The 22,349-nt window shown below is 41.3% G+C and carries 18 protein-coding genes and 2 pseudogenes; 9 read left to right on the forward strand and 11 right to left on the reverse strand.

Annotated features, from left to right (window positions below; all coding sequences use genetic code 11):
- Nucleotides 1-141 precede the first annotated feature (141 nt).
- The 3 genes from rplM (at nucleotide 142) to DW059_RS00140 (ending at nucleotide 2,532) form a co-directional block, all read left to right on the forward strand.
- On the forward strand, nucleotides 142-570 hold the full coding sequence (gene rplM, locus DW059_RS00130) for a 50S ribosomal protein L13 (protein WP_022242744.1): 429 nt from the start codon (nucleotides 142-144) through the stop codon (nucleotides 568-570).
- 16 nt (nucleotides 571-586) lie between these two features.
- Nucleotides 587-979 (forward strand): 30S ribosomal protein S9, encoded by a 393-nt coding sequence (rpsI, locus tag DW059_RS00135; RefSeq protein WP_117696623.1) that lies wholly within the window; start codon nucleotides 587-589, stop codon nucleotides 977-979.
- Between the two features lie 755 nt (nucleotides 980-1,734).
- Entirely contained in the window at nucleotides 1,735-2,532 is a 798-nt protein-coding gene (locus tag DW059_RS00140) for a hypothetical protein (protein WP_022243602.1), read from the forward strand.
- Nucleotides 2,533-2,715: 183 nt separating this feature from the next.
- On the opposite strand, the gene DW059_RS00145 is transcribed toward DW059_RS00140, so the two are convergent.
- The 4 genes from DW059_RS00145 to DW059_RS00160 form a co-directional block, all read right to left on the reverse strand.
- The gene (locus DW059_RS00145; protein ID WP_117696626.1) at nucleotides 2,716-4,095 is read right to left on the reverse strand and encodes an aldehyde dehydrogenase; all 1,380 of its coding nucleotides are present in this window, start codon (nucleotides 4,093-4,095) and stop codon (nucleotides 2,716-2,718) included.
- Nucleotides 4,095-5,306, reverse strand: a complete 1,212-nt coding sequence (locus DW059_RS00150; protein ID WP_117696629.1) for an iron-containing alcohol dehydrogenase — start codon at nucleotides 5,304-5,306, stop codon at nucleotides 4,095-4,097. The genes DW059_RS00145 and DW059_RS00150 overlap by 1 nt, the downstream gene beginning before the upstream one ends.
- The gene (locus DW059_RS00155; protein ID WP_158551913.1) at nucleotides 5,299-5,775 is read right to left on the reverse strand and encodes a MarR family winged helix-turn-helix transcriptional regulator; all 477 of its coding nucleotides are present in this window, start codon (nucleotides 5,773-5,775) and stop codon (nucleotides 5,299-5,301) included. Before DW059_RS00155 ends, DW059_RS00150 begins: the two co-directional genes overlap by 8 nt.
- 186 nt (nucleotides 5,776-5,961) lie before the next feature.
- Complete coding sequence (locus DW059_RS00160) at nucleotides 5,962-6,465, reverse strand: glycerol-3-phosphate responsive antiterminator (RefSeq protein WP_330408185.1); 504 nt, start codon at nucleotides 6,463-6,465, stop codon at nucleotides 5,962-5,964.
- Between the two features lie 126 nt (nucleotides 6,466-6,591).
- Here DW059_RS00160 and DW059_RS00165 point away from each other — a divergent pair, with 126 nt between their 5' ends.
- Complete coding sequence (locus DW059_RS00165) at nucleotides 6,592-8,355, forward strand: glycoside hydrolase family 13 protein (protein ID WP_117696634.1); 1,764 nt, start codon at nucleotides 6,592-6,594, stop codon at nucleotides 8,353-8,355.
- Nucleotides 8,356-8,430: 75 nt separating this feature from the next.
- Here the strand turns inward: DW059_RS00165 and DW059_RS00170 are convergent, their stop codons facing one another.
- From DW059_RS00170 to DW059_RS00195, 6 genes are all read right to left on the reverse strand, one after another.
- Nucleotides 8,431-8,982, reverse strand: coding sequence for a DUF6548 family protein (locus DW059_RS00170; protein ID WP_117696637.1), 552 nt, complete (start codon nucleotides 8,980-8,982; stop codon nucleotides 8,431-8,433).
- Nucleotides 8,983-8,997: 15 nt separating this feature from the next.
- Nucleotides 8,998-9,579: a sugar O-acetyltransferase gene (locus DW059_RS00175; RefSeq protein WP_117696640.1), complete on the reverse strand. Its 582-nt coding sequence runs from the start codon at nucleotides 9,577-9,579 to the stop codon at nucleotides 8,998-9,000.
- A 57-nt stretch (nucleotides 9,580-9,636) separates the two neighbouring features.
- Nucleotides 9,637-10,203, reverse strand: coding sequence for a glycerol-3-phosphate responsive antiterminator (locus DW059_RS00180; protein WP_117696642.1), 567 nt, complete (start codon nucleotides 10,201-10,203; stop codon nucleotides 9,637-9,639).
- Nucleotides 10,204-10,412: 209 nt separating this feature from the next.
- On the reverse strand, nucleotides 10,413-10,781 hold the full coding sequence (locus tag DW059_RS00185; RefSeq protein WP_117696644.1) for a DUF1667 domain-containing protein: 369 nt from the start codon (nucleotides 10,779-10,781) through the stop codon (nucleotides 10,413-10,415).
- A 4-nt stretch (nucleotides 10,782-10,785) separates the two neighbouring features.
- Entirely contained in the window at nucleotides 10,786-12,099 is a 1,314-nt protein-coding gene (locus tag DW059_RS00190) for an NAD(P)/FAD-dependent oxidoreductase (RefSeq protein ID WP_117696647.1), read from the reverse strand.
- Nucleotides 12,096-13,544, reverse strand: a complete 1,449-nt coding sequence (locus DW059_RS00195; RefSeq protein ID WP_117696650.1) for an NAD(P)/FAD-dependent oxidoreductase — start codon at nucleotides 13,542-13,544, stop codon at nucleotides 12,096-12,098. Before DW059_RS00195 ends, DW059_RS00190 begins: the two co-directional genes overlap by 4 nt.
- Nucleotides 13,545-13,793: 249 nt before the next feature.
- On the opposite strand from DW059_RS00195, the gene DW059_RS00200 reads away from it, so the two are divergent.
- A complete protein-coding gene (locus tag DW059_RS00200; RefSeq protein ID WP_117696653.1) occupies nucleotides 13,794-14,780 on the forward strand; it encodes a helix-turn-helix transcriptional regulator in 987 nt (328 codons plus the stop codon).
- A gap of 15 nt (nucleotides 14,781-14,795) precedes the next feature.
- Nucleotides 14,796-15,200 (forward strand): hypothetical protein, encoded by a 405-nt coding sequence (locus DW059_RS00205; protein ID WP_022243589.1) that lies wholly within the window; start codon nucleotides 14,796-14,798, stop codon nucleotides 15,198-15,200.
- Between the two features lie 99 nt (nucleotides 15,201-15,299).
- Here the strand turns inward: DW059_RS00205 and DW059_RS17460 are convergent.
- Nucleotides 15,300-16,909: pseudogene (locus DW059_RS17460) on the reverse strand (CTP synthase).
- A gap of 251 nt (nucleotides 16,910-17,160) precedes the next feature.
- Here DW059_RS17460 and ftsH point away from each other — a divergent pair.
- From ftsH to DW059_RS00225, 3 genes and pseudogenes are all read left to right on the forward strand, one after another.
- The gene (gene ftsH / locus DW059_RS00215) at nucleotides 17,161-19,125 is read left to right on the forward strand and encodes an ATP-dependent zinc metalloprotease FtsH (protein ID WP_117696656.1); all 1,965 of its coding nucleotides are present in this window, start codon (nucleotides 17,161-17,163) and stop codon (nucleotides 19,123-19,125) included.
- A pseudogene (gene uvrC, locus DW059_RS00220) lies at nucleotides 19,115-20,988 on the forward strand (excinuclease ABC subunit UvrC). The gene ftsH and the pseudogene uvrC overlap by 11 nt, the downstream one beginning before the upstream one ends.
- A 20-nt stretch (nucleotides 20,989-21,008) precedes the next feature.
- Nucleotides 21,009-22,304 carry a methyl-accepting chemotaxis protein gene (locus DW059_RS00225; RefSeq protein ID WP_117696659.1) on the forward strand — a complete coding sequence of 432 codons (1,296 nt, stop codon included), beginning with the start codon at nucleotides 21,009-21,011 and terminating at the stop codon, nucleotides 22,302-22,304.
- The last annotated feature ends 45 nt before the right edge of the window (nucleotides 22,305-22,349 follow it).

The following is a 22,349-nucleotide window of genomic DNA, read 5'->3' on the forward strand; positions in this document are numbered from 1 at the left end:
CTGACATAGTACAAGAATGTCAATCCAAAGCCCCGGAGCGACATTTCAACTATAGAAACAATAGTGTGGAACGCAAAGCGGACTGCGTCCGGACATTACGCAGAATGTATATGTTCCTTATAATTTCAAGGAGGTAAACCAATGAAAACTTTTATGGCTAGTCCAGCAACCATTGAGAGAAAATGGTATGTAGTAGACGCTGATGGAAAGACATTAGGACGTTTAGCATCAGAAGTTGCTAAAGTATTAAGAGGAAAGAATAAACCAACATTTACACCACATATCGATACAGGTGATTATGTAATCGTTGTAAATGCAGAGAAGATTAAAGTAACAGGTAAGAAATTAGACCAGAAGATTTATTACCATCATTCCGATTATGTAGGCGGTATGAAAGAGACTACATTAAAGGAAATGTTAGCAAAGCATCCAGAAAGAGTTATTGAGTTCGCTGTTAAGGGAATGCTTCCAAAGGGACCTTTAGGAAGAGAAATGTATACTAAATTATTTGTATACGCAGGACCAGACCACAAGCATGAAGCTCAGAAACCAGAAGCTTTAACATTTTAATAGGAGGTAAAAAACATTGGCTAATACAAAGTATTACGGAACAGGAAGAAGAAAATCCTCTGTTGCCAGAGTATATTTAGTACCAGGAACAGGTAAGATTACAGTAAATAAAAGAGATATCGATGAATATTTCGGATTAGAGACTTTAAAAGTTATCGTTCGTCAGCCATTAACAGTTACTGAGACAGTCGACAAGTTTGACGTATTAGTAAACGTAAAAGGTGGCGGATATACAGGACAGGCTGGAGCAATCCGTCATGGTATTGCAAGAGCATTACTTACCGTTGATGCAGATTACAGACCAGTTCTGAAATCTAACGGATTCTTAACAAGAGACCCACGTATGAAAGAAAGAAAGAAATACGGTCTCAAAGCTGCACGTCGTGCTCCACAGTTCAGCAAACGTTAGTCGTTTCCGAATTATATTCAAAACATTCAAACAATATTCCCGGAAGCTTTGGGCTTCCGGGATTTTTATCTAAGTACCAGGTCGGGTACACATTTTCCAATATATAGAAATAGTCTTATAAATAGCATTATTTTAACAGAAATTAAGATTATATAATTTCAGATTATCGTTACAATTTAATGATAAGCATTATCATAATCAGAATATGATTACATTTACAAGCTGCTACTGGCGACTATTGCAGCACAAAATGAGAGATTCGAGAAAAGTGCTGTAGAAAAGAAGGCATAGTTACAGCACAGGATGAGAGATTCAGGGAAAGAGCTGTAGAGGAGAAGACATAGTTACAGCACAGGATGAGAGATTCAGGGAAAGAGCTGTAGACGGGAAGATATAGTTACAGCCGAAAATGAGAGATTCGAGAAAAAAGCTGTAGAGGAGAAGACATAGTTACAGCGCAGAATGAGAAATTCAGGGAAAAAGCTGTAGAAAAGATGGCACAGTTACAGCACAGGATGAGAGATTCGAGAAAAAGGCTGTAGAAAAGATGGCACAGTTACAGCACAAAATGAACATTTCTGGAAAAAAGATGTAGAAAAGGGTGAAAAGTTACAGCTGAATTTGGGAGAGCCGGAGAAAAAGCTGCAGAAGGGGTGATTTAGTTACAGCTGAAAATGAGAGGGGAGAAAAAACAACTGTAATAGAATGGAAAAGTAGAGTTATTTATTGCAATTAATAAGAAGTGGAGGAAATGCATGAAGGGGTTAAGAAAATTATTGATAGAGGAATACTTGAGATTGGAGAAGATTGCTGGAAAGCTGAGAAAAGAATTGGCAGATATGCCAGAGGGAACGCTCAGGGTATCAAAATCTCATAATTATACTCAGTTTTATCATGTGAAAAAAGAGAATGATATGAAATGCCAAAAATTTCTTCAAAAATCCGAGATGGATTTAGTGAGAAAATTAGCTCAAAAATCATATGATGAAAAAGTATTGAGAATAGCAGAAAAACGGCTGCAACAAATGAAATCGCTGGTTGGGACATATCATGATAATGAAATTGAAGAAGTATATAAGAAGGAGCATCCTGCCCGAAAAGCATTCGTGATTCCGGTGGAACCAACAGAGGAGCAATTGGAAATGGAATGGTATAGGAGAGAATACAAGGGAAAAGAATTTCAGGAGGGAGTGCCGGTTATTATTACGGAAAAAGGGGAACGTGTGAGATCAAAAACAGAAAAAATGCTGGCAGACTTCTTTTATAGAAAAGAAATCTTATATAGATATGAAAAACCATTATATTTAAAAGGATATGGGATTGTTTATCCGGATTTTACATTCTTTTCCAGAAAAAAGCGAAAAGAAATTTATTGGGAACATGAGGGCATGATGGATAACCCTGAATATGCAAGAGCAGCAATAAGAAAGATTGAATCTTATGAAAAGAACGGAATATATCCGGGTGAAAATTTGATACTTACATTTGAAACTCAACAGAATGTGCTGGATTTTAAAATTATAGAAGAGATGATAGACAGATATTTACAATAGATATATAAACAAGCAGGGCGCTTTTAAAGCTCCCTGCCAGCCAATAGCCCGGGCATTAGACCAATAGCCCGAGCATTCAGGCAAATAGCCCAGCGCTTAGCCGATAGCCCGAGCATTCAGGGAATAGAGAGTGCATTCAGCCATTAGACAAGTTCTCTGGAAAATACCCGGAATATCTTCCTGTTATTTCAGAAAAAACCGGATAAGCCTGTCATGAAGAGAAGTATATGGCTGGTATCTCATAGGCAGATCAATCCAGGTTTTTTTATCAACGATGCTTTTATAATGGGAAAAGGTATCAAATCCGGTTTTGCCATGATAAGAGCCCATGCCACTTTCGCCGAAGCCGCCAAAGCCCATTTCTGTTGTGGCAAGATGGATAATGGTATCGTTGATACAGCCACCACCGAAACCAGTATGGGAAATGACTTCATCTGCAGTCTTTTTGCTTGAAGTAAAGATATAGAGAGCAAGAGGATGAGCCATGGAATTAATTTTGTCGGTAGCTTCGCTCATGCGTGAAAAAGTTAATACAGGCATAACCGGACCGAAGATTTCTTCTGACATGACGGCATCTTCAAAAGTGACATGATCCATGACGGTTGGCTCAATCTGTAATGTTTCTTTGTTGGAATTACCGCCATAAATTACTTTTGAAGAATCAATCAGCCCATTGATGCGATGAAAATGCTTTTCGTTGATGATTTTGCCATAATCGGAATTCTCAAGAGGAGATTCCCCATATTGCCGGATGATTTCTTTTTTTATTTCTAAGAGCAAAGCATCTTTGATCTGCTCATCGCAATATACATAATCCGGTGCCACACAGGTCTGGCCGCAGTTGAGATATTTCCCGAATACGATTCGTCTGGCAGCTAATTTCAGGTTGGCATCTGCTGCAACGATGCAGGGACTTTTTCCACCAAGCTCAAGTGTTACCGGAGTAAGGTGGGAAGCTGCATGCTCTAAGACAGTTTTGCCGACCGCCTGACTTCCGGTAAAGAATATATAGTCAAAGTGCGACTGCAAAAGAGCCGTATTTTCTGCCCGGCCACCGGTTACAACTGCTACATATTTCTCTTCAAAACATTCTTTTATCAGAGATGTGATGATGGCACTTGTGTTAGGCGAGTAGGCGCTTGGCTTTAAAATGACAGTATTTCCTGCGGCAATTGCATCGATTAATGGGTCAATGGTTAACAGGAAAGGATAATTCCAGGGGCTCATAATCAGTACAACACCATATGGAGACGGTTTTTTGTAGCTTCTGGAATGAAATTGTGCAAGGGGCGTATGAACGGTTTTTTCACTGGCAAATTTTCTGGTGTGCTTTATCATATAGGTAAGTTCGCTTAAAGCCAGTCCGGCTTCGCACATATAGCTTTCGTGGGCTGATTTTCCAAGGTCAGCCTTAAGCGCTGCTAAAATTTCATTTTCATGGTTTGAAATAGTATTTTTCAGCTTTTTTAAAGCGGCAATCCGGTAAGCAACGGATAATGTTTCACCGGTTTTAAAATAATTGCGCTGCGTAGAAACAAGTTCTGTTATTTCAGCTTCAGTCATTATTTTTCCTCCTCTGGCATAAGCATATAATAGTATTTTTCGAGCTCTTTTGCATTCATCAGAACTGGAACCGGATAAAGCGGGTTTGCTTCTTTATCGGCATATCTGGAAAGCTCCGGAATATCTTCTTTTTGAATCTCGGAAAAAGTATCACCAATCTGGAAATATTTTTTCATGTCTTTGATGGCAGAGATAAATTTATCAGCAGCTACTTCATAATCATCGGATTCGTCAGCAATACCTGCATAAACAGCAAGTTGGTAAAGCTTTTTGCAAATGGTAGAACCATAATCTTCTAATACCATCGGAAGTATTGTCGCATTGGCAAGTCCGTGTGGAATATTATATTTGCCGCCAAGGGAGTGGGCTACGGCATGGACATAGCCGACATAGGATTTGGTAAAAGCACATCCGGCAAAGAAAGAGGCTTTCAACATTTCTTTTCTTGCTTCTATATTCTGACCGTCGTCATATGCTTTGTAGATATTGTCAAAAATTAATTTAGTTGCTTTTTTAGCATATTTTCTGGTATGCCTTGTAGTAGAACCGCCAATATAAGCTTCTACGGCGTGGGTTAAGGCATCCATACCGGTGGTGGCGGTAAGAGATGGCGGAAGGCTAATGGTTACTTTCGGGTCTAATACAGCATATGCAGGAATTAAAGGAAAATCATTGATGGCATATTTATGTCTTGTCTGGGCATCTGTGATAACAGCAGCGAGGGTGGTTTCGCTTCCGGTTCCTGCAGTTGTCGGAATCGCAACCAATAAAGGCAGTTTTTTATGCACTTTTAAGATACCTTTCATTTTGGATAAAGACTGCTTAGGCTTTGCAATTCTTGCACCGACGGCCTTGGCACAGTCGATACTGGAGCCACCACCAAAACCAATGATAGCATCACAATGTTTTTCAAGATAAAGCACTCTTGCTTCTTCTACATTTGTTGTAGTTGGATTAGCGACCGTCTTATCATAGATAAAATAATGGATGTTATGGTGGTCAAAATGCATAAGCATCCGGTCTAAAAGACCAAATTTGCGGATACCGGCATCTGTAATGATTAATATAGTATCAATGCCTTTTTCTTCAAAAAGCCCGGTCAGTTTGGAAGTGCTGTAAAAAACTTCCGGATGTCTGTAAGGCAAAAAAGGGATTGCAATTTTAAAACATTTCTGAAAAATTCTGCAATATGCAGCTTTACATTTATTCATGATCATCATTCCTTTCTAATTCATCACAATATTGTTCTAAGTTTGCGGAAATTGTTTTTAATGCAGAATAAAAGACAGCCCGGGTTTCATCGGAAAGATCTGAGCCGCCAAAAGATACCGCATTGTTGATTGCGGCATTTACTTTTTGGGCATAAGCAATCCCTTTGGGTGTCAGGATGACCTTGGCGCGGTATTTCCGCTTGTCGGACGTATCTTCTGCGTTGACATATTCTACCAACCCCTGTTCTAGGAGGTCGGCAAGCGCCCTGGAAATACCAGCCTTGTTTTCTTTGGCGAGAACACAGATTTCAGCGGCAGTAAGACCTTCCGGAGAATTGTTTAGAAAATTCATGCATGTAACATGAGTGCCCTTAAGACCAATTTTGTTCATCTCATATTTCTTTATTTTTACAATGTTTTTGTAAAGCGATGCAATATTGGTGGTAAAGGTTTCAAATCGTTCAATCATAGCTGCCTCCATAAAGCTACGGGAAAAAGGTATAAATTTCCGTTATTTGCAAAAAAAAGATGTTGCATACTCAACATATAAAAGCATAACAGTTAAAAGTTGAATAGTCAACATCTTTGCGCATATATAGAATAAAAAAGTATTGGAAGCGAACTAATTCAATATAGAAAGAATAAATCTCCGGTTTCAGTTGGAGTTTACAGAAACCACACATCCGGATTGGTAGAAGAGATGCAGACAGCTCCGGCATATACAGGATACAACCTTAGGCATCAGTGCCGGCAGGATTTCGATGTAATCCGGTTTAACAGAGCGAAGCTGCTTTTCGATGCTGCTGTAAGCCATGGAATCGATGACAAAGAAACGCAGAATCGTGGAAAGTTCTAATTCCCTGGCTCGTTTAATAAGGGCTGGTTTGGTAGTGATAATACCGTCAGCCCGGGTAAATTTCTGAATGAAATCCACGGCAATCTCTTTCCCGGAAAGACCGTTAATTAAATCAATGTGTACCATAGCGGTTTTTCCGGCAGATTTCACTTTGTCTACAATATCTGAAATATTGCAGATATCTCCAAACAGAATAAAAATAACCTGGCTGTCACAGGTCAGACATTTTTCTAATCCTGTCATATCTTTAATTGCCGCAATAATCGGTGAATTATTCATAGCGTCTCTACAGTTGGAAAGCATAATATAACCGCCTTTCTGAATCTTTGTAACTATTATACCTGTATTTGAAAAAAATGATAAAGAGAAATGAAAAGAAATATGTTATAATTTAAAGACAAATACATCGCAAAGAGAAAGAGGAAACAAATGGATTTTAATGCAGTTTATCATCAGGCGAGTGACAATTATTGTTATCCGTTGAATGAAGATGAGTTAATTATTAATATTAAGACGGGATATGATGTGCAATCGGTATCCATCATATCAGGAGACCCATTTGCTGCTGGTATCTTAGGTGGCGGAGAGCATTGGGATGGAACGGAAGAGGCAATCATTTATAAGAAGCGTCTGAAAAATCAGATTTGGTGGACAACAACCGTCCGACCGGAGTATAAACGTCTGAAATATTATTTTAAGTTACAGACAGAAAATGAAAGCTGGTTCTATTTTGAGGATGGATTTGTCAGTGATGAGCAGATGCATCTGGAAGGCAGAAGCCGCCAGTGTTTTGTATTTCCGTGGATGAATCCGTGCGATGTGCCGCGTACACCTGCATGGGTAAACGATACCGTGTGGTATCAGATTTTCCCGGACCGTTTCTGTAACGGCGACCATTCCATTGACCCGGAGGATGTAGTGCCGTGGCGTGAGCATGGCAGAGTGAAAAATGAGGAATGCTTTGGCGGAGATCTGGCTGGAATCACAAGTAAGCTGGATTACCTGCAGAATCTTGGAATCAATGGATTATACCTGACACCAATCAATGAGTCACCATCCAACCATAAGTATGATACGACGGATTATACAAAGATAGACCCACGGTTCGGAGATGAAGAGACATTGATTCATCTGGTGGAAGAAGCACATAAACGTGGCATCCGTGTAATGTTAGATGGCGTGTTTAATCATTGCGGATATTATTTTGCACTGTGGCAGGATGTCCTTGAAAAAGGACCGGAATCAGAATATTATGACTGGTTTATGATAAATGAATGGCCATTTGACCGGAAAGGAAAAGCTGCAAAGAAAAAACAGATTTATACCTTTGCCTTTTATGATGGAATGCCGAAAATCAATACCAATAATCCGGAGGTCAGAAAATATTTTGTCGATATCTGTGCAAACTGGGTGGAGCATTATGGTATTGACGGAATCCGTCTGGATGTGGCAAATGAGGTATCTCATCGATTCTGTAAGGAACTGCATGCCAGAGTGAAGGAAATTAACCCGGATATTTATATCCTCGGAGAAATCTGGCACAATGCACTTCCGTGGCTTCGCGGGGATGAATTTGATGCCGTTATGAATTATCCACTGGGACAAAGTATTAAGGATTTCTGGATTGATAAGAGTCTGACCAATGAGGATTTTGAGTATACGATTAACCGCTGCTATACAAGCTATATGCAGCAGACCAATGATGTGCTTTTCAATCTTCTGGATTCTCATGATACAAAGCGGCTCCGCTCGGATGTGAAAAATCTGGATGAGTATTTTGCGCAGATTGCAGTATTATTTGCAATGCCGGGCAGTCCTTGCATTTATTACGGAACGGAAATTGCAATGGAGGGAAGCTATGATCCGGATTGCAGACGTTGTATGCCTTGGAAGGATATTGAGGCTGGAAAATATGCTGAGCGCAGCAAAATTATTGCAACATTGATTCATCTGCGCAGACAGGAACCTCTTTTAAAAAGCCGCAATTTCCATTTCCCAAATGATTATGCCAAGTACAAGCGTGTTATCCAGTTCCGGAAAGTGGATTTTCCGGATTGTTATGTGGAGGTAATCATCAACTGCTGTGAAGAAGATGTTGAAGTGGAACAGCAGGGAGAAATCCTGCTTGCCCGCCACTACATTGATTCCACACTTTTGTCAAATGGCGTGTTGATAAGAAGAATAAGAAAGTAGGTGTAGTAAAATGAATGAAGATGAAAAGGGATTTGAAATGATTGGACAGAAATTAATACAACCAGAAATAGGGAGTTAAATTATAACTCCAAGGTAAATGAAAAATAGAACAATGAATGCAATAACAATCCCAATAACAATCCATGTCCAGTGAAAATGCATGTTTTGTGGTTCTCTATCAGCTTCATTGGCATAGAGTGGGTTATATGGCATCGTTCTATGTTGCATAGACTGATTTGGTGTGGAGACACTATTAGCAGAAGTATTAGTATTTCTGTTAGGAGAAAGCAACTGATGTTTTAGGGCAAGAGGGTCACTCTGGTTTAATAATCGCTGATAAAAGGACTGAATCCACAGAGTATCATCTGAGGTAGCGAGCGAACCAGGAGATGTATTGATATCATGGCTGAGCTGATTTCTGAGATAGAGCAGATATTTCAGCTTTTTTAAATCAGAATTCCAGTTGGGAATCATTCTTGCAACTGAAAAGGGAGTATGCTCCATATCTTCAATATAATATTTAATACCACTTTTATAGTTTTTCTCCCGCTCTTTCTGATACAGATCATCACAAAAGCTGGCTGACTTTTTGTATGCTTCATAAAATTCATTATCGGTTGGTGTCATTTTTTACTCCCCCTATTATTTCTTTGCAATGCGGTCGGCCTCTGTAATTGGACGGAGAACACGGCATGGATTGCCGGCGGCAACGACATTGGAAGGAATGTCCTTTGTGACGACGCTTCCGGCACCGATAATGGTATTTCCACCAATGGTGATACCTGGAAGAATGGTGACATCACCGCCCATCCAGACGTTATCGCCAATAGTAATCGGAAGCGCCTTTTCCAGCCCAAGATTGCGTTCTTCGGCGATGGTAGCATGAACGGCTGTATACATGCCGCAGTTTGGACCGATAAAACAGTGGCTGCCAAGAGTGATTGGAGCACAGTCCATCAGATAGGCATTGTGATTGATAAAGCAATCAGAGCCAATGTTACAGTTATAACCATAATCGGTATAAAATGGGGAGAGAATGGTAACACGTTCCCCCATTTTTGGAAGCAGTTTTTTAAGAATATCTTCCCGCAGCTCCTTTTCCTTTGGTGCAGTATGGTTGAAAGTGAAATATAAATCTTCGGCTTTCTCACGTTCTTCTGATAATTCCTGGTCATAATTGGCATCATACCAAAGTCCCAGCTTCATTTTTTCTGATTCTGTCATAGGAAACCTCCTGATTCGTTATAAATAGAAATTGTATAAAATTAATTGAAAATCATATTACAAAAACCACACATCCGGATTCGTAGATGAGATGCAGACTGCTCCGGCATTCAGCATGGAAACTACATCTTCTTTATCGGAAATGAGTCCGCCGGTAATAACCGGAACTTTTGAAAGCCGGCATATGCGGGATACAACCTTAGGCATCAGTGCCGGCAGGATTTCAATATAATCCGGTTTTACAGAACGAAGCTGCTTTTCAATGCTGTCATAAGCCATGGAATCAATGACGAAGAATCGCAGAATCGTGGAAAGCTCTAATTCCCTGGCTCGTTTGATAAGGACTGGTTTTGTAGTGATAATTCCGTCGGCGTGGGTGTATTTACGGATGAAATCCACAGCAATCTCTTTTCCGGACAGGCCATTGATTAAATCGATATGTACCATAGCCGTTTTCCCTGCAGCTTTGACCTTATCTACAATATCTGCAATATTGCAGATGTCTCCAAACAGGATAAAAATAACCTGGCTGTCGCAGGTGAGACATTTTTCTAATCCTGCCATATCCTTGATGGCTGCAATAATCGGAGAATTATCCATAGCATCTTTACAATTTGAAAGCATAGTAAAACCGCCTTTCTACGCATTGTACTTTCGTATTTATAAATATTATACCGTCATTCGAATGATAAAGGAAAACTATAAAATCATAAAGAAAAACAAATAGATACGCCAGCATCTGACCCCTCAATCAGATACTGGCGCACTAAAACAGTTATTCCCCTGGAATAAATATTTATCAGAATGATGTGAATCATTTGATAACAATGAGATTATAATTTTGCAGGAACATTTTTTGTGGCAACAATATCCACGCCGGTGCCTGCAACGTCCTGAACCAGAATATCTCCGATAGAGACCGGTGCAGGAACAGTGATGCCACAGAGAGCATTGATAATTGCAAAAATCTTTTCTTTTGGGATATCCTCTTTAGTTTTGCAGGACACCATCGGAATCGTGCCACCGGATACCCGGACGGTAGAAGTTACGATTCTGGTTGGATGGGTAACTTCCTTACGGGCATAAGCATCGCCGCGTTTGCAGGTGTTGCCGGTAACATCAAGAATTTCTGCATTTTCCATGGTTACGGTAATAGAGCAGCCTAAAGGGCAGCCGATACAGGTTAATTCACGTTTTTCCATCCTCTTACGCCTCCTCTATACAAATGGTAATCTGCTCTAAATCAGGGCAGTTGGTAAGCTGTTCTTTGGTAAGGACAACGGATTCCATCTCGCCCGGAGCCATAACCGGACGTTTCCGGAAGCTGATACGTTCTTTGCCGAAGTAAGTGGCAATTCCGCAGTTTTTATAAATTTGTCCCACGCGGAACCGGACAGTAACTTTGTCTGCCATAGCCTCCGGCCGGATGTATTTTGGAACGGTATAGCGGACACCACCGGTTGGAATAATTTCGACAGATGGCTGGCTGCATTCGGAAACGGATGCATCGGAATGCTGGCTGCTGGTATTACATGCATCAGCAGTGTTGCCGGATAAAATATAATGTGCAGCATTCGCTCCGGCGATACCGGCTTCTTCAGAAACATAATCCACCAGGTCATGGACATGCAGGACATTTCCACAGGCAAAAACACCGGAAATACTGGTTTCTAAGCTGTCATTTACAACAGGACCGGAGGTGACCGGATTTAAAGTGACACCGGCACTGCGGCTTAATTCATTTTCTGGAATCAGACCACAGGATAAGAGGAGCGTATCGCAGGAATAATATTCTTCTGTACCGGCAATTGGCCTTCCATCGGAGCCGACTTCTGCAATGGTAACACCGGTGACACGTTCTTTTCCTTCAATATCAATAACGGTATGGCTTAATTTCAACGGAATATCAAAGTCATTCAGACATTGAACAATATTACGCTTGAGACCGCCGGAATAAGGCATCAGTTCTGCTACGACTTTTACTTTGGCACCCTCTAAGGTCATGCGGCGTGCCATAATCAGACCGATATCACCGGAGCCTAAGATAACGACTTCTCTGCCCGGCATATAGCCTTCCATATTGACAAGACGCTGTGCCGTTCCGGCGGAGTAGATACCTGCCGGACGATAGCCCGGAATATTAAGGGCACCACGGCTCCGTTCCCTGCAGCCCATGGCAAGGATAATTGCTTTTGCCTGAATCTCAAACATGCCATCTTTCCGGTTCATGGCAGTTATTTTTTTCTTATGGGAGATATCCATTACCATAGTGTTTAACTTGTAAGAGATGCCAAGAGCGAGTACTTTTTCAATAAAGCGGAAAGCATATTCCGGCCCGGTCAGCTCTTCCTTAAAGGTATGAAGGCCAAAACCGTTGTGGATGCACTGGTTTAAGATGCCGCCCAGCTCTTTGTCACGTTCAAGAATGAGAATATCATTTATTCCATTTTCTTTTGCGGATACAGCGGCTGCAAGTCCTGCAGGACCGCCGCCAACGATTACTAAATCATATGATTTCATGGCATTTCCTCCTGAATCTCTTTGTTATATCCATAGACAAACTGTGAAGAGCCACCACATTTGCTGATGTCCGTCATTTCCATAGGAACTTCTCTGGAAAGAATTTCCATGGTACGCGGGGAACAAAAGCCTGCCTGACAGCGTCCCATGCCTGCTCTGGTACGACGCTTGATGGCATCTAAAGAGCGGGCACCCAGCGGGCGGTGAATAGCATCGAGAATTTCTCCTTCTGAAATCATTTCACAGCGGCAGATAATGTTTCCATAGGCAGGCTGCTTTTTAATCAGTTCATTTCTTTCATCTAAGGAAAGCTCTTCTGGTCGTAAAATTCCTTTGCGGGTGGCAATGAAATTTTCTTTTTCGGTTAAATGCATCTTATCCTGCACCAGCCTGGCCATCATGACGCCAATGGCTGGTGCAGAGGAAAGTCCTGGAGATTCGATACCAGCGGCATCAAAAAAGCCGGGAGCATCAGCTGCTTCGCCGATGATAAAGTCGCCATTATCTTCATGGGCACGTAGTCCTGCAAAAGAAGTAATGACCTGACGCATCGGAAGATTCTTAACGCTGTGGGAGGCTTTTTCGGAAAGAGAAGCAAGTCCTTCTCTGGTGGTATTGCTGCCTTCTTTGTTATCGGTATCCTCCGCGGTCGGACCAACGAGAAGATTGCCGTGAACCGTAGGAGTAACCAGGACACCTTTTCCCATTTTACCCGGTAGCTGGAAAATCGTATGGGATACATGAGTTCCGGCAGATTTATCAAGAAGCTGGTATTCACCTTTCCGGGCGGTAATGTGAAGCTTTTTGCTGCTTACCATATTGTGAAAAACATCTGCATATACACCGGCAGCGTTGATAACAGTTTTTGCGGTGATATCCTGCTTATCAGTGGAAATCAGGTATCCATCTTCTAGGCTGGTGATAGAAGTTACAGCAGTATTTAAAAAGAATTCAACGCCATTTGCAACGGCATTTTCTGCGAAGGCAATTGTCATATGAAACGGACAGACGATACCACCTGTGGGCGCGTAGAGAGCACTTGTGACATGATCGTCTAAATTTGGTTCCATGGTGTGTAAGGCTTCGCGGTCAAGAATGCGTAAGTCTTTGACCCCGTTTCCTTTCCCCTGTTCCAAAAGACGTTCCAATTCGCGGGCATCCTGTTCATCGGTGCAGACCACCAGAGAACCGTTTCGTACAAAAGGAATGTCCAGATCCTTAGAGAGAGTATCCATCATGGCATTTCCTTCTACATTAAGCTTTGCTTTCAGTGTGCCCGGTTTTGCGTCAAATCCGGCGTGGATAATGGCACTGTTGGCTTTGGAGGTTCCACAGCAGACATCCTCTTCCCGTTCAATGACACAGATGCCTGCCTGATAGCGGGATAACTCTCTGGCAATGGCACAGCCGGTGACTCCGGCACCAATAACTGCAATATCGTACATATAAAACTCCTTTCTGCTGGCAACAAAAAAAGCAAGATAAATAAAAGCGATGCTCTCGCTCTTCTTTACCTTGCTCTCGTCTCTTGGTAATTCAATCTTTATTTATGCATATTATAACATGAATTGGAATGGGTGACAATTCCTTTTTTACAGTAAAATGAAAAACATAATTTAGGCGGGTGACGAGAAAATGTCAGAAAATTTGAAAAACAGGTATCACAAAGTTTTGCCCTATGCTATACTAGAACTATGGGAAAAACAGAGCATCAGAAACTGAAAATATTATATATATTAGAACTGCTGTATGAACAGACGGATGAGAAGCATGCTGTCAGGATGAGGGATATTATAGCATATCTGAATCAGAAAGGTATTTCGGCAGAACGTAAAAGTATTTATCGGGATTTGGAGATGCTGCAGGACTTTGGCGTGGATATTTTAAGGGAACAGGAGTACCGAGGCGGATATTATATCGGAAGCCGTGATTTTGAACTGGCAGAATTGAAACTTTTGGTGGATGCGGTGCAGTCATCGAAGTTCATTACACAGAAGAAATCAAGAGAGCTGATACATAAGTTGGAGAAGCTGGTCAGCGTCTATGAGGCAAAACAGCTTCAGCGTCAGGTAGTGGTAACCAACCGGAATAAGACCATTAATGAGAATATTTATTATAACATTGATATGATTTACAACGGAATTTCCGGAGATGTAAAAATCCGTTTCCAGTATTTTTCGTGGAATATCGAAAAAGAAATGGAGCTTCGACGGGACGGAGCATTTTACGAGGTGAGTCCGCTGGTGCTTTCCTGGGATGATGAGAATTATTATCTTATAGCATATGATGAGGAAGATAAGATTATCAAGCATTTCCGCGTGGATAAGATGCTTAAGATTTCACTGACCAGAAAGAAGCGGGGAGGTCTTAAGCAGTTTGAAACCTTTGATATTGCATCTTATTCAAAGAAAACTTTTGGTATGTTTGCCGGTGAGGAAGAAACGGTGACACTGCTTTGTGAAAATGATATGATTGGCGTGGTGATTGACCGGTTTGGGCAGGAAGTAAAAGTCAGAAAAGCAGATGATATGCATTTTAGAGCAAGACTTCATGTGGCAGTCAGCGGACAGTTTTACGGCTGGCTTTGTGGCCTTGGAGAAAAGGTTGAGATTATCGAGCCGGCAGAGATGAGAGAAAAATATGTGACATATCTTCAGAGGATACAGAATAAATACAGTTAGCAGGTGATGGGAAGAATGGAGACAGAAGTTAAGTATTGTAAGATGTGCAGAAAGGCATTGCCGCCTTTGTCAGACAGGGAATACTGTTATGCCTGTGAGGAACTGCTTCTTTTTGATAAAGTGAGGGAATTTGTACGAAACAATGATGTAAATGAATATCAGGTGGCAGAGTATTTTGATATTCCGGTACGGATGGTAAAGCAGTGGATTAAAGAGGGAAGAATTGAATATAAAGAAAAGGATAAAGCAGGTATTATGTCGAATTATTGTTCCCGGTGCGGACAGCCGGTTTCCTTTGGAACACTTTGTCCACAGTGCCTGCGTCTTTTAAATGGAGAAAAGGCCAGAATGATTGGTTTTTCAAAACCGGAAGAAGGGGAAGAGGGCGAGATGCGTTTCTTAGACGGAGAAAGAAAGTAAGCAGTACTGCTTTGATTTTAGGTTATATTTGTAAAACAGAAACAGCCTGTGATTTTCATGATGTATCATGAAAATCACAGGCTGTTTTTAAAATAAAGTCTATTTCTGCTTTCTGATTTCAGTTGCTGCTTTAATAAAGCCTTTGAATAAAGGATGTGGACGGTTTGGTCTGGATTTTAATTCCGGATGTGCCTGGGTTGCTACGAACCAAGGATGTCCAGGAATTTCAACCATCTCTACAATACGTCCGTCTGGAGAAAGACCACACAGCTTCATGCCGTTTTCGGTAAGGATATTACGGTAATCATTGTTTACTTCATATCTGTGACGATGTCGTTCATGAATGGTTTCTTCTCCGTAAACCTGATAAGCAAGGGAATCAGTATCCAGAACACATGGGTAAGAACCGAGACGTAAGGTTCCACCGATGTCTTCAATGCCATCCTGATCCGGCATCAGAGCAATAACAGGATGTGTGGTATTCGGGTCCAATTCGATGCTGTGCGCGTCATTGAGTCTGCAGACGTGTCTTGCATATTCAATGATAGCAACCTGCATACCAAGACAGAGACCAAGGTATGGAATTTTATGTTCTCTTGCATATTTTGCAGCAGTAATCATTCCTTCTACACCACGGTCACCGAAACCACCCGGTACAATAATTCCGTCAGAATTACCAAGAATTTCTTCTGCATTTTCATCATTTAATAATTCGGAATCTACCCAGTTTAAATTAACGGTTGCACGCTCGGCAATTCCACCATGTTTAATGCTTCTACAACAGAGATATAAGCATCATGAAGCTGTGTATATTTTCCAACTAAGGAGATATTTACTTCCTGAATCGGATTGCGTAATGCTTCAACCATATCGGTCCAGTCTTTTAAATCCGGCTCCGGACATGGAAGATGAAGAGAATCGCAGGCAACCTTTGCCAGATTTTCTTTTTCCATGGCAAGTGGCGCTTCGTAGAGATATTCTACGTCCAGATTCTGCAGCACATGGTCATTTGGCACATTACAGAACAAAGCAATTTTATCTTTTAAGCCCTGGTCTAAAGGATGCTCGGAACGGCATACGATAATATCCGGCTGGATACCCATTCCCTGTAATTCCTTTACGCTGGACTGTGTCGGTTTGGTCTTTAATTCACCGGATGCCTTGATATAAGGAATCAGTGTTACATGAATCAGAATTGCATTTTCATGTCCGACTTCATGCTGGAACTGTCTGATGGACTCTAAGAAAGGCTGGCTTTCGATATCTCCGACAGTACCACCGACTTCAATGATGGCGATATGTGTATCATTGGAAGTAAAGTTACGGTAGAATCGGCTCTTGATTTCATTGGTAATATGTGGAATTACCTGAACAGTACCTCCACCAAAGTCTCCACGGCGTTCTTTCTGAAGTACAGACCAGTAAACCTTTCCGGTAGTAACGTTAGAATTCTTGGTAAGACTTTCGTCAATGAAACGTTCATAATGGCCTAAATCCAGGTCGGTTTCTGCTCCATCATCGGTAACGAAAACTTCACCGTGCTGGATTGGGTTCATGGTACCCGGGTCAATATTGATATACGGGTCAAATTTCTGCATGGTAACCTTGTAGCCTCTGGCTTTTAACAGACGGCCAAGTGATGCAGCAGTAATGCCTTTTCCGAGACCGGAAACAACTCCACCGGTGACAAAGACGTATTTTACAGGCATGGTAGTTCCTCCTTAAATGTGTGTATATGGTTAAAACTTAGATAGACCGACAGTGAATGCGCCGTCGGTCTCATTTTTTCTCAAACTTAGTCTATTATACAACGACAGTAAAAATAAATCCACAAAAATTTATAAAATATTTAGAAAAGAAAGGAAAACTTAACAGAGTTATTATTGATTTATCCGGGCAGATTACATATAATAAGAACTATATTTTGGGAGAGTTTCGAGAATCATATACGGAGGATACAATGGATAACCTGTTTAATAATGGAAATAATAATCAGAATGGTGGAAATAATAACCAGAATAATGGGAATAATAATCAGAACGGCGATAAAAAGGGCGGTAATGGTCAGATGATACTGGCATTTGTTATCATTACTCTTGTGACGCTGTTCTTTATGAGTCTTTTAAACCGTTGCAGTGCAGATATGACTTCCCAGCGGATTACCTATACGGAATTTGTCCAGATGGTAAAGGATGACAAGGTAGAAAAGGTCGAAGTAGGTGCAAACCAGTATAATATCACACCAAAGTCAGATGATAAGACGTTGGTAAAGATGACCTATTATACCGGATTTATTAAAGATGAAAATTTATTAGATCTCTTAAATAAACACAATGTAGAAATTGACGGATATATTCCGAATAATACATCGACATGGGTATTTAATATTTTAAGTATTGTATTGCCTTTAATTATTATCTGGATTATTTTTGGCGCAGTCATGAAGAAGGCCGGCGGCGGAATGATGGGAGTCGGCAAGAGCAATGCCAAAGTATATGTAGAAAAGACAACCGGTGTAACCTTTAAGGATGTTGCCGGACAGGATGAAGCAAAAGAATCTTTACAGGAAGTGGTAGATTTCCTGCATAATCCGAAAAAATACCGTGAAATTGGAGCAAAACTTCCGAAGGGAGCATTGCTTGTAGGACCTCCTGGAACCGGTAAAACTCTGCTTGCCAAGGCAGTTGCCGGAGAAGCGAATGTTCCGTTCTTCTCACTGGCTGGTTCTGACTTTGTAGAGATGTTTGTAGGTGTCGGTGCATCCAGGGTAAGAGATTTGTTTAAGGATGCCCAGAAACAGGCACCATGTATCATATTTATTGATGAGATTGATGCCATCGGTAAGAGCCGTGACAGCAGATTCGGCGGTGGAAATGACGAGCGCGAGCAGACCTTAAACCAGCTGCTGGCAGAGATGGATGGATTTGATACTTCAAAGGGACTTTTAGTCCTGGCAGCAACAAACCGCCCGGAAGTGCTGGATAAAGCGTTGCTTCGCCCGGGACGGTTTGACCGTAGAATTATTGTAGATAAACCGGATTTGAAGGGTCGTCTTGAGACGCTGAAGGTACACTCCAAAGATGTGCATATGGATGAATCCGTAGATTTGGAAGCAATTGCTCTGGCAAGTGCAGGACTGGTTGGATCCGATCTTGCAAATATGATTAATGAAGCTGCTATTAATGCAGTAAAACATAACCGTAAATTTGTAAATCAGAGTGATTTGTTTGAAGCCTTTGAAATCGTGGCAGTTGGTGGAAAAGAGAAGAAAGACCGTGCCATGAGTAATCATGAGAAGAAGATTGTTTCTTATCATGAAGTAGGTCATGCAATGGTTACTGCATTACAGAAGAATACAGAACCGGTACAGAAAATTACTATCGTACCAAGAACCATGGGGGCATTGGGATACACCTTGCAGACACCGGAAGAAGAGAAATTTCTTGAGACCAAGGATGAATTAATTGCCAAGATAACGACTTATATGGCAGGCCGTGCAGCAGAGGAACTGGTATTCCATTCTGCAACCAGTGGAGCAGCAAATGATATTGAAAATGCGACCAAGATTGCAAGGGCAATGATTACACAGTTTGGTATGTCAGATAAATTTGGCATGATGAGTTTGGCTTCTGTAGATAATGCATATCTGGATGGTGCAGCACATTTGAATTGCGGCGATGAGACAGCGGCACAGATTGATGAAGAAGTCCGTACCATGATTCATAACTGCTATCAGGAGGCATATCAGCTCTTAGAAGAGAATCGCGAGGTATTAGACCATATTGCGGATTATTTATATGAACATGAAACCATTACGGGTAAAGAATTTATGAAGATATTCCGTGAGTTAAAAGGGCTGCCGGATCCGGATGAGGAAAAGAAGGAAGAAGAAGACCAAAAAGAAGAGAACGGGAATGACGTTTAATATTAAAGAAGAATTAAAGAAGCTTCCGGATCAGCCGGGGGTCTATATCATGCATGATACCAGTGATGCCATTATCTATGTAGGTAAGGCAGTAAGCCTTCGGAACCGGGTACGTCAGTATTTTCAGGCGTGTCATGACGAAGGAATCAAGAAAGACCAGATGGTAAAGAAGATTACCCGGTTTGAATATATTATCACTGATTCGGAATTAGAAGCACTGGTATTGGAATGCAATTTAATAAAAGAGTACAGACCGAAGTATAATACCATGCTCCGGGATGATAAGACTTATCCCTATATAAAGGTGACTCTGGGGGAAGAATTCCCCAGGGTTCTCTTTTGCCGTCAGCTGAAAAAAGACAAATCCAGATATTTTGGTCCATATACCAGTGCCGGTGCGGTGAAAGATACGATAGATTTGTTGAAAAAAATTTATCATTTAAGAACCTGCAACCGGGTATTGCCAAGAGATATTGGAAAAGAACGTCCGTGCCTTAATTACCATATTCATCAGTGTCAGGCACCCTGTCAGGGGTATATTTCCAAAGAGGAGTACCGGGAGAAAATCAATCAGGCAGTAGATTTCTTAAATGGCAATTATCAGCCGGTTTTAAAAGAATTAGAAGAGCGTATGATGCAGGCATCGGAAAATATGGATTTTGAGCGGGCAATTGAGTACCGGGAACTTTTAAACAGTGTAAAACAGGTGGCACAGAAGCAGAAAATCACCAGTTCCGATGGAGAAGATAAAGATATAATAGCTCTTGCAGCCGATGACCGGGATGCAGTAGTCCAGGTATTCTTTATCCGGAGCGGAAGGCTTATAGGAAGAGAACATTTTTATGTAACTATTGCCAATGAAGACAGTAAGGAACAGATCCTGACGACATTTTTAAAGCAGTTCTATTCCGGAACACCATATATCCCGAAGGAAATCATGCTGCAATATGCAGTGGAGGATGCAGCAGTTATTGAAGACTGGCTGACTAAGAAGCGTGGTCAGAAGGTAGTACTCCGGGTACCGCAGAAAGGAATGAAGGAAAAACTGGTGGAGCTGGCAGAGAAAAATGCCGCACTGGTATTGTCCCAGGACAGGGAAAAACTAAAGCGTGAAGAAGGCAGGACAATCGGTGCAATGAAAGAAATTGCATCCTGGCTGGATTTAGAAAAGTTAGAACGCGTGGAAGCCTATGATATTTCCAATATCAATGGATTTGAAACGGTAGGTTCCATGGTGGTTTATGAAAAGGGGAAACCACAGCGCAGTGATTACCGGAAATTTAAGTTAAGAACTATCACGGGACCGGATGATTATGCATCCATGCATGAGGTTCTGACCCGCAGATTTACCCATGGACAGGAAGAAAGGAAAATTTTACAAAAAAAGGGCTGGATGACCAATATGGGGGATTTACAAAATTCCCGGATTTGATTATGATGGATGGTGGAAGAGGTCAGGTAAATATTGCTCTTCAGGTGCTGGATGAACTGCATCTTTCCATACCGGTCTGTGGAATGGTAAAAGATGATCATCACAGGACGAGAGGATTATATTATCAGAATATAGAGATACCGATAGACACTTCCGGTGAAGGATTTCATTTGATTACAAGAATACAGGATGAAGCACATCGGTTTGCCATAGAATATCATCGTTCTTTACGAAGTAAGGAACAGGTACATTCTGTGCTGGATGATATTCCGGGAATCGGTCCGGCACGAAGAAAAGCGCTGATGCGAAGGTTCCAGTCCTTAGACGCAATTCGCAGTGCATCCATAGAAGAATTGTCTGGGACAGAAGCGATGAACGAAAAAGCAGCGGAAGAAGTATTCCGCTTTTTCCACAGGGGAGAGGAAAAATAAAAAGAAAAAGGAGAATCACTATGACCAAAGAAGAAAAATTCAAAAACAAAAGTATCAAGAAAAAAGTTAATGATGCATTTAACATGATATTCAGGCTGTATTTTGCAACAGTAGCACTAGCCAGTCTGGGATTGATTCTGCTGGCAGTGGTGCCGGATGCGTTCCGTATTCCGGTTCTGGTTATCTGCATTGTGATTATGCTGACAATCGTAGTAGTAAGTGTTACTTTAACCGGCCGGGAATCCAAGTGGTTAATTTATTATATTGTAAAACCAATTCGGGAATTAGAAGATGTAGCAGAGCATCTTTCCCATGGAGAATTGCATGAGAAAGTAACTTATCAGTCTGAAGATGAAATCGGAGAACTGGCAAACCGGTTCCGTAATATGGAAGATACTTTACAGAAAATTGTTGGCGATTTACAGAATATTTTAAAAGAATTTGCACAGGGTAATTATACCGTACGTTCTTCATGCAAAGAAGCATATGTGGGAGAATTTGAAACGGTGATGGAAGAACTGGTAAGCACCATCCAGAACGTAAGCAGTACATTATGCCTGATTAAGGAATCTTCTAATCAGGTAGCCGCCGGTTCTGAACAGCTTGCAATCAGCTCCCAGGATCTGGCAAAGGGTGCAACAGACCAGTCTATTGCAGTAGATAATCTGGTGGAGAATGTTTCAAAGGTTACAGAACAGGTTGTTGCAAACAGCAAGTCAACAGATATTGTACATGACCGTGCAAAGAGCGTAGGAATGGAAGCAAATGTCAGCCAGAACAAGATGCGGGAACTTATGGAGGCAATGGAACGTATCTCGACAACATCCAAAGAGCTGGAAAGAGTTATTACTGAAATTGATGGTATTGCAAGCCAGACCAACCTTCTTTCCCTGAATGCATCCATTGAGGCTGCAAGAGCCGGAGAAGCAGGAAAGGGATTTGCAGTTGTTGCGGAGCAGATTCGTATGCTGGCTGAAAGCAGTGCAGAATCTGCAGAGACATCCAAGCATTTACTGGAGACAAACCAGGTAGAAGTAGAACATGGAAACGAAGTAACACAGCAGACATCGGAATCATTAAATAAGGTTATTACAGAACTGGATGCTATTATTACAGAAGTTGCTAATATCAGAATTGCATCTGACCGCCAGGCAGTGTCAGTAAAAGAAATTGAAGATGGTGTAAAACAGATTGATGATGTTATTCAGACCAATTCTGCAGCATCCCAGGAAGCATCAGCAACCAGTGAAGAATTGTCTGCAGAGGCAACTTCTTTAGATGAACTGGTAGAACGTTTCAAATTATTAGAACAGTAAAGAATTATAAAAATACAGGGGTGAAGATAAGGAAGGAGTCATTCC

The sequence above is a fragment of the Roseburia sp. AF42-8 genome (assembly GCF_003435965.1).
GTDB lineage: Bacteria > Bacillota > Clostridia > Lachnospirales > Lachnospiraceae > Roseburia_C > Roseburia_C amylophila.

Bases quoted from the DNA above. Each gene is read 5' to 3' on its own strand.
- rplM (WP_022242744.1), top strand. From the start codon at position 142: ATGAAAACTTTTATGGCTAGTCCAGCAACCATTGAGAGAAAATGGTAT.
- DW059_RS00140 (WP_022243602.1), top strand. From the start codon at position 1,735: ATGAAGGGGTTAAGAAAATTATTGATAGAGGAATACTTGAGATTGGAG.
- DW059_RS00145 (WP_117696626.1), bottom strand. From the start codon at position 4,095: ATGACTGAAGCTGAAATAACAGAACTTGTTTCTACGCAGCGCAATTAT.
- DW059_RS00150 (WP_117696629.1), bottom strand. From the start codon at position 5,306: ATGAATAAATGTAAAGCTGCATATTGCAGAATTTTTCAGAAATGTTTT.
- DW059_RS00155 (WP_158551913.1), bottom strand. From the start codon at position 5,775: ATGATTGAACGATTTGAAACCTTTACCACCAATATTGCATCGCTTTAC.
- DW059_RS00160 (WP_330408185.1), bottom strand. From the start codon at position 6,465: ATGCTTTCCAACTGTAGAGACGCTATGAATAATTCACCGATTATTGCG.
- DW059_RS00165 (WP_117696634.1), top strand. From the start codon at position 6,592: ATGGATTTTAATGCAGTTTATCATCAGGCGAGTGACAATTATTGTTAT.
- DW059_RS00170 (WP_117696637.1), bottom strand. From the start codon at position 8,982: ATGACACCAACCGATAATGAATTTTATGAAGCATACAAAAAGTCAGCC.
- DW059_RS00175 (WP_117696640.1), bottom strand. From the start codon at position 9,579: ATGACAGAATCAGAAAAAATGAAGCTGGGACTTTGGTATGATGCCAAT.
- DW059_RS00180 (WP_117696642.1), bottom strand. From the start codon at position 10,203: ATGCTTTCAAATTGTAAAGATGCTATGGATAATTCTCCGATTATTGCA.
- DW059_RS00185 (WP_117696644.1), bottom strand. From the start codon at position 10,781: ATGGAAAAACGTGAATTAACCTGTATCGGCTGCCCTTTAGGCTGCTCT.
- DW059_RS00190 (WP_117696647.1), bottom strand. From the start codon at position 12,099: ATGAAATCATATGATTTAGTAATCGTTGGCGGCGGTCCTGCAGGACTT.
- DW059_RS00195 (WP_117696650.1), bottom strand. From the start codon at position 13,544: ATGTACGATATTGCAGTTATTGGTGCCGGAGTCACCGGCTGTGCCATT.
- DW059_RS00200 (WP_117696653.1), top strand. From the start codon at position 13,794: ATGGGAAAAACAGAGCATCAGAAACTGAAAATATTATATATATTAGAA.
- DW059_RS00205 (WP_022243589.1), top strand. From the start codon at position 14,796: ATGGAGACAGAAGTTAAGTATTGTAAGATGTGCAGAAAGGCATTGCCG.
- ftsH (WP_117696656.1), top strand. From the start codon at position 17,161: ATGGATAACCTGTTTAATAATGGAAATAATAATCAGAATGGTGGAAAT.
- DW059_RS00225 (WP_117696659.1), top strand. From the start codon at position 21,009: ATGACCAAAGAAGAAAAATTCAAAAACAAAAGTATCAAGAAAAAAGTT.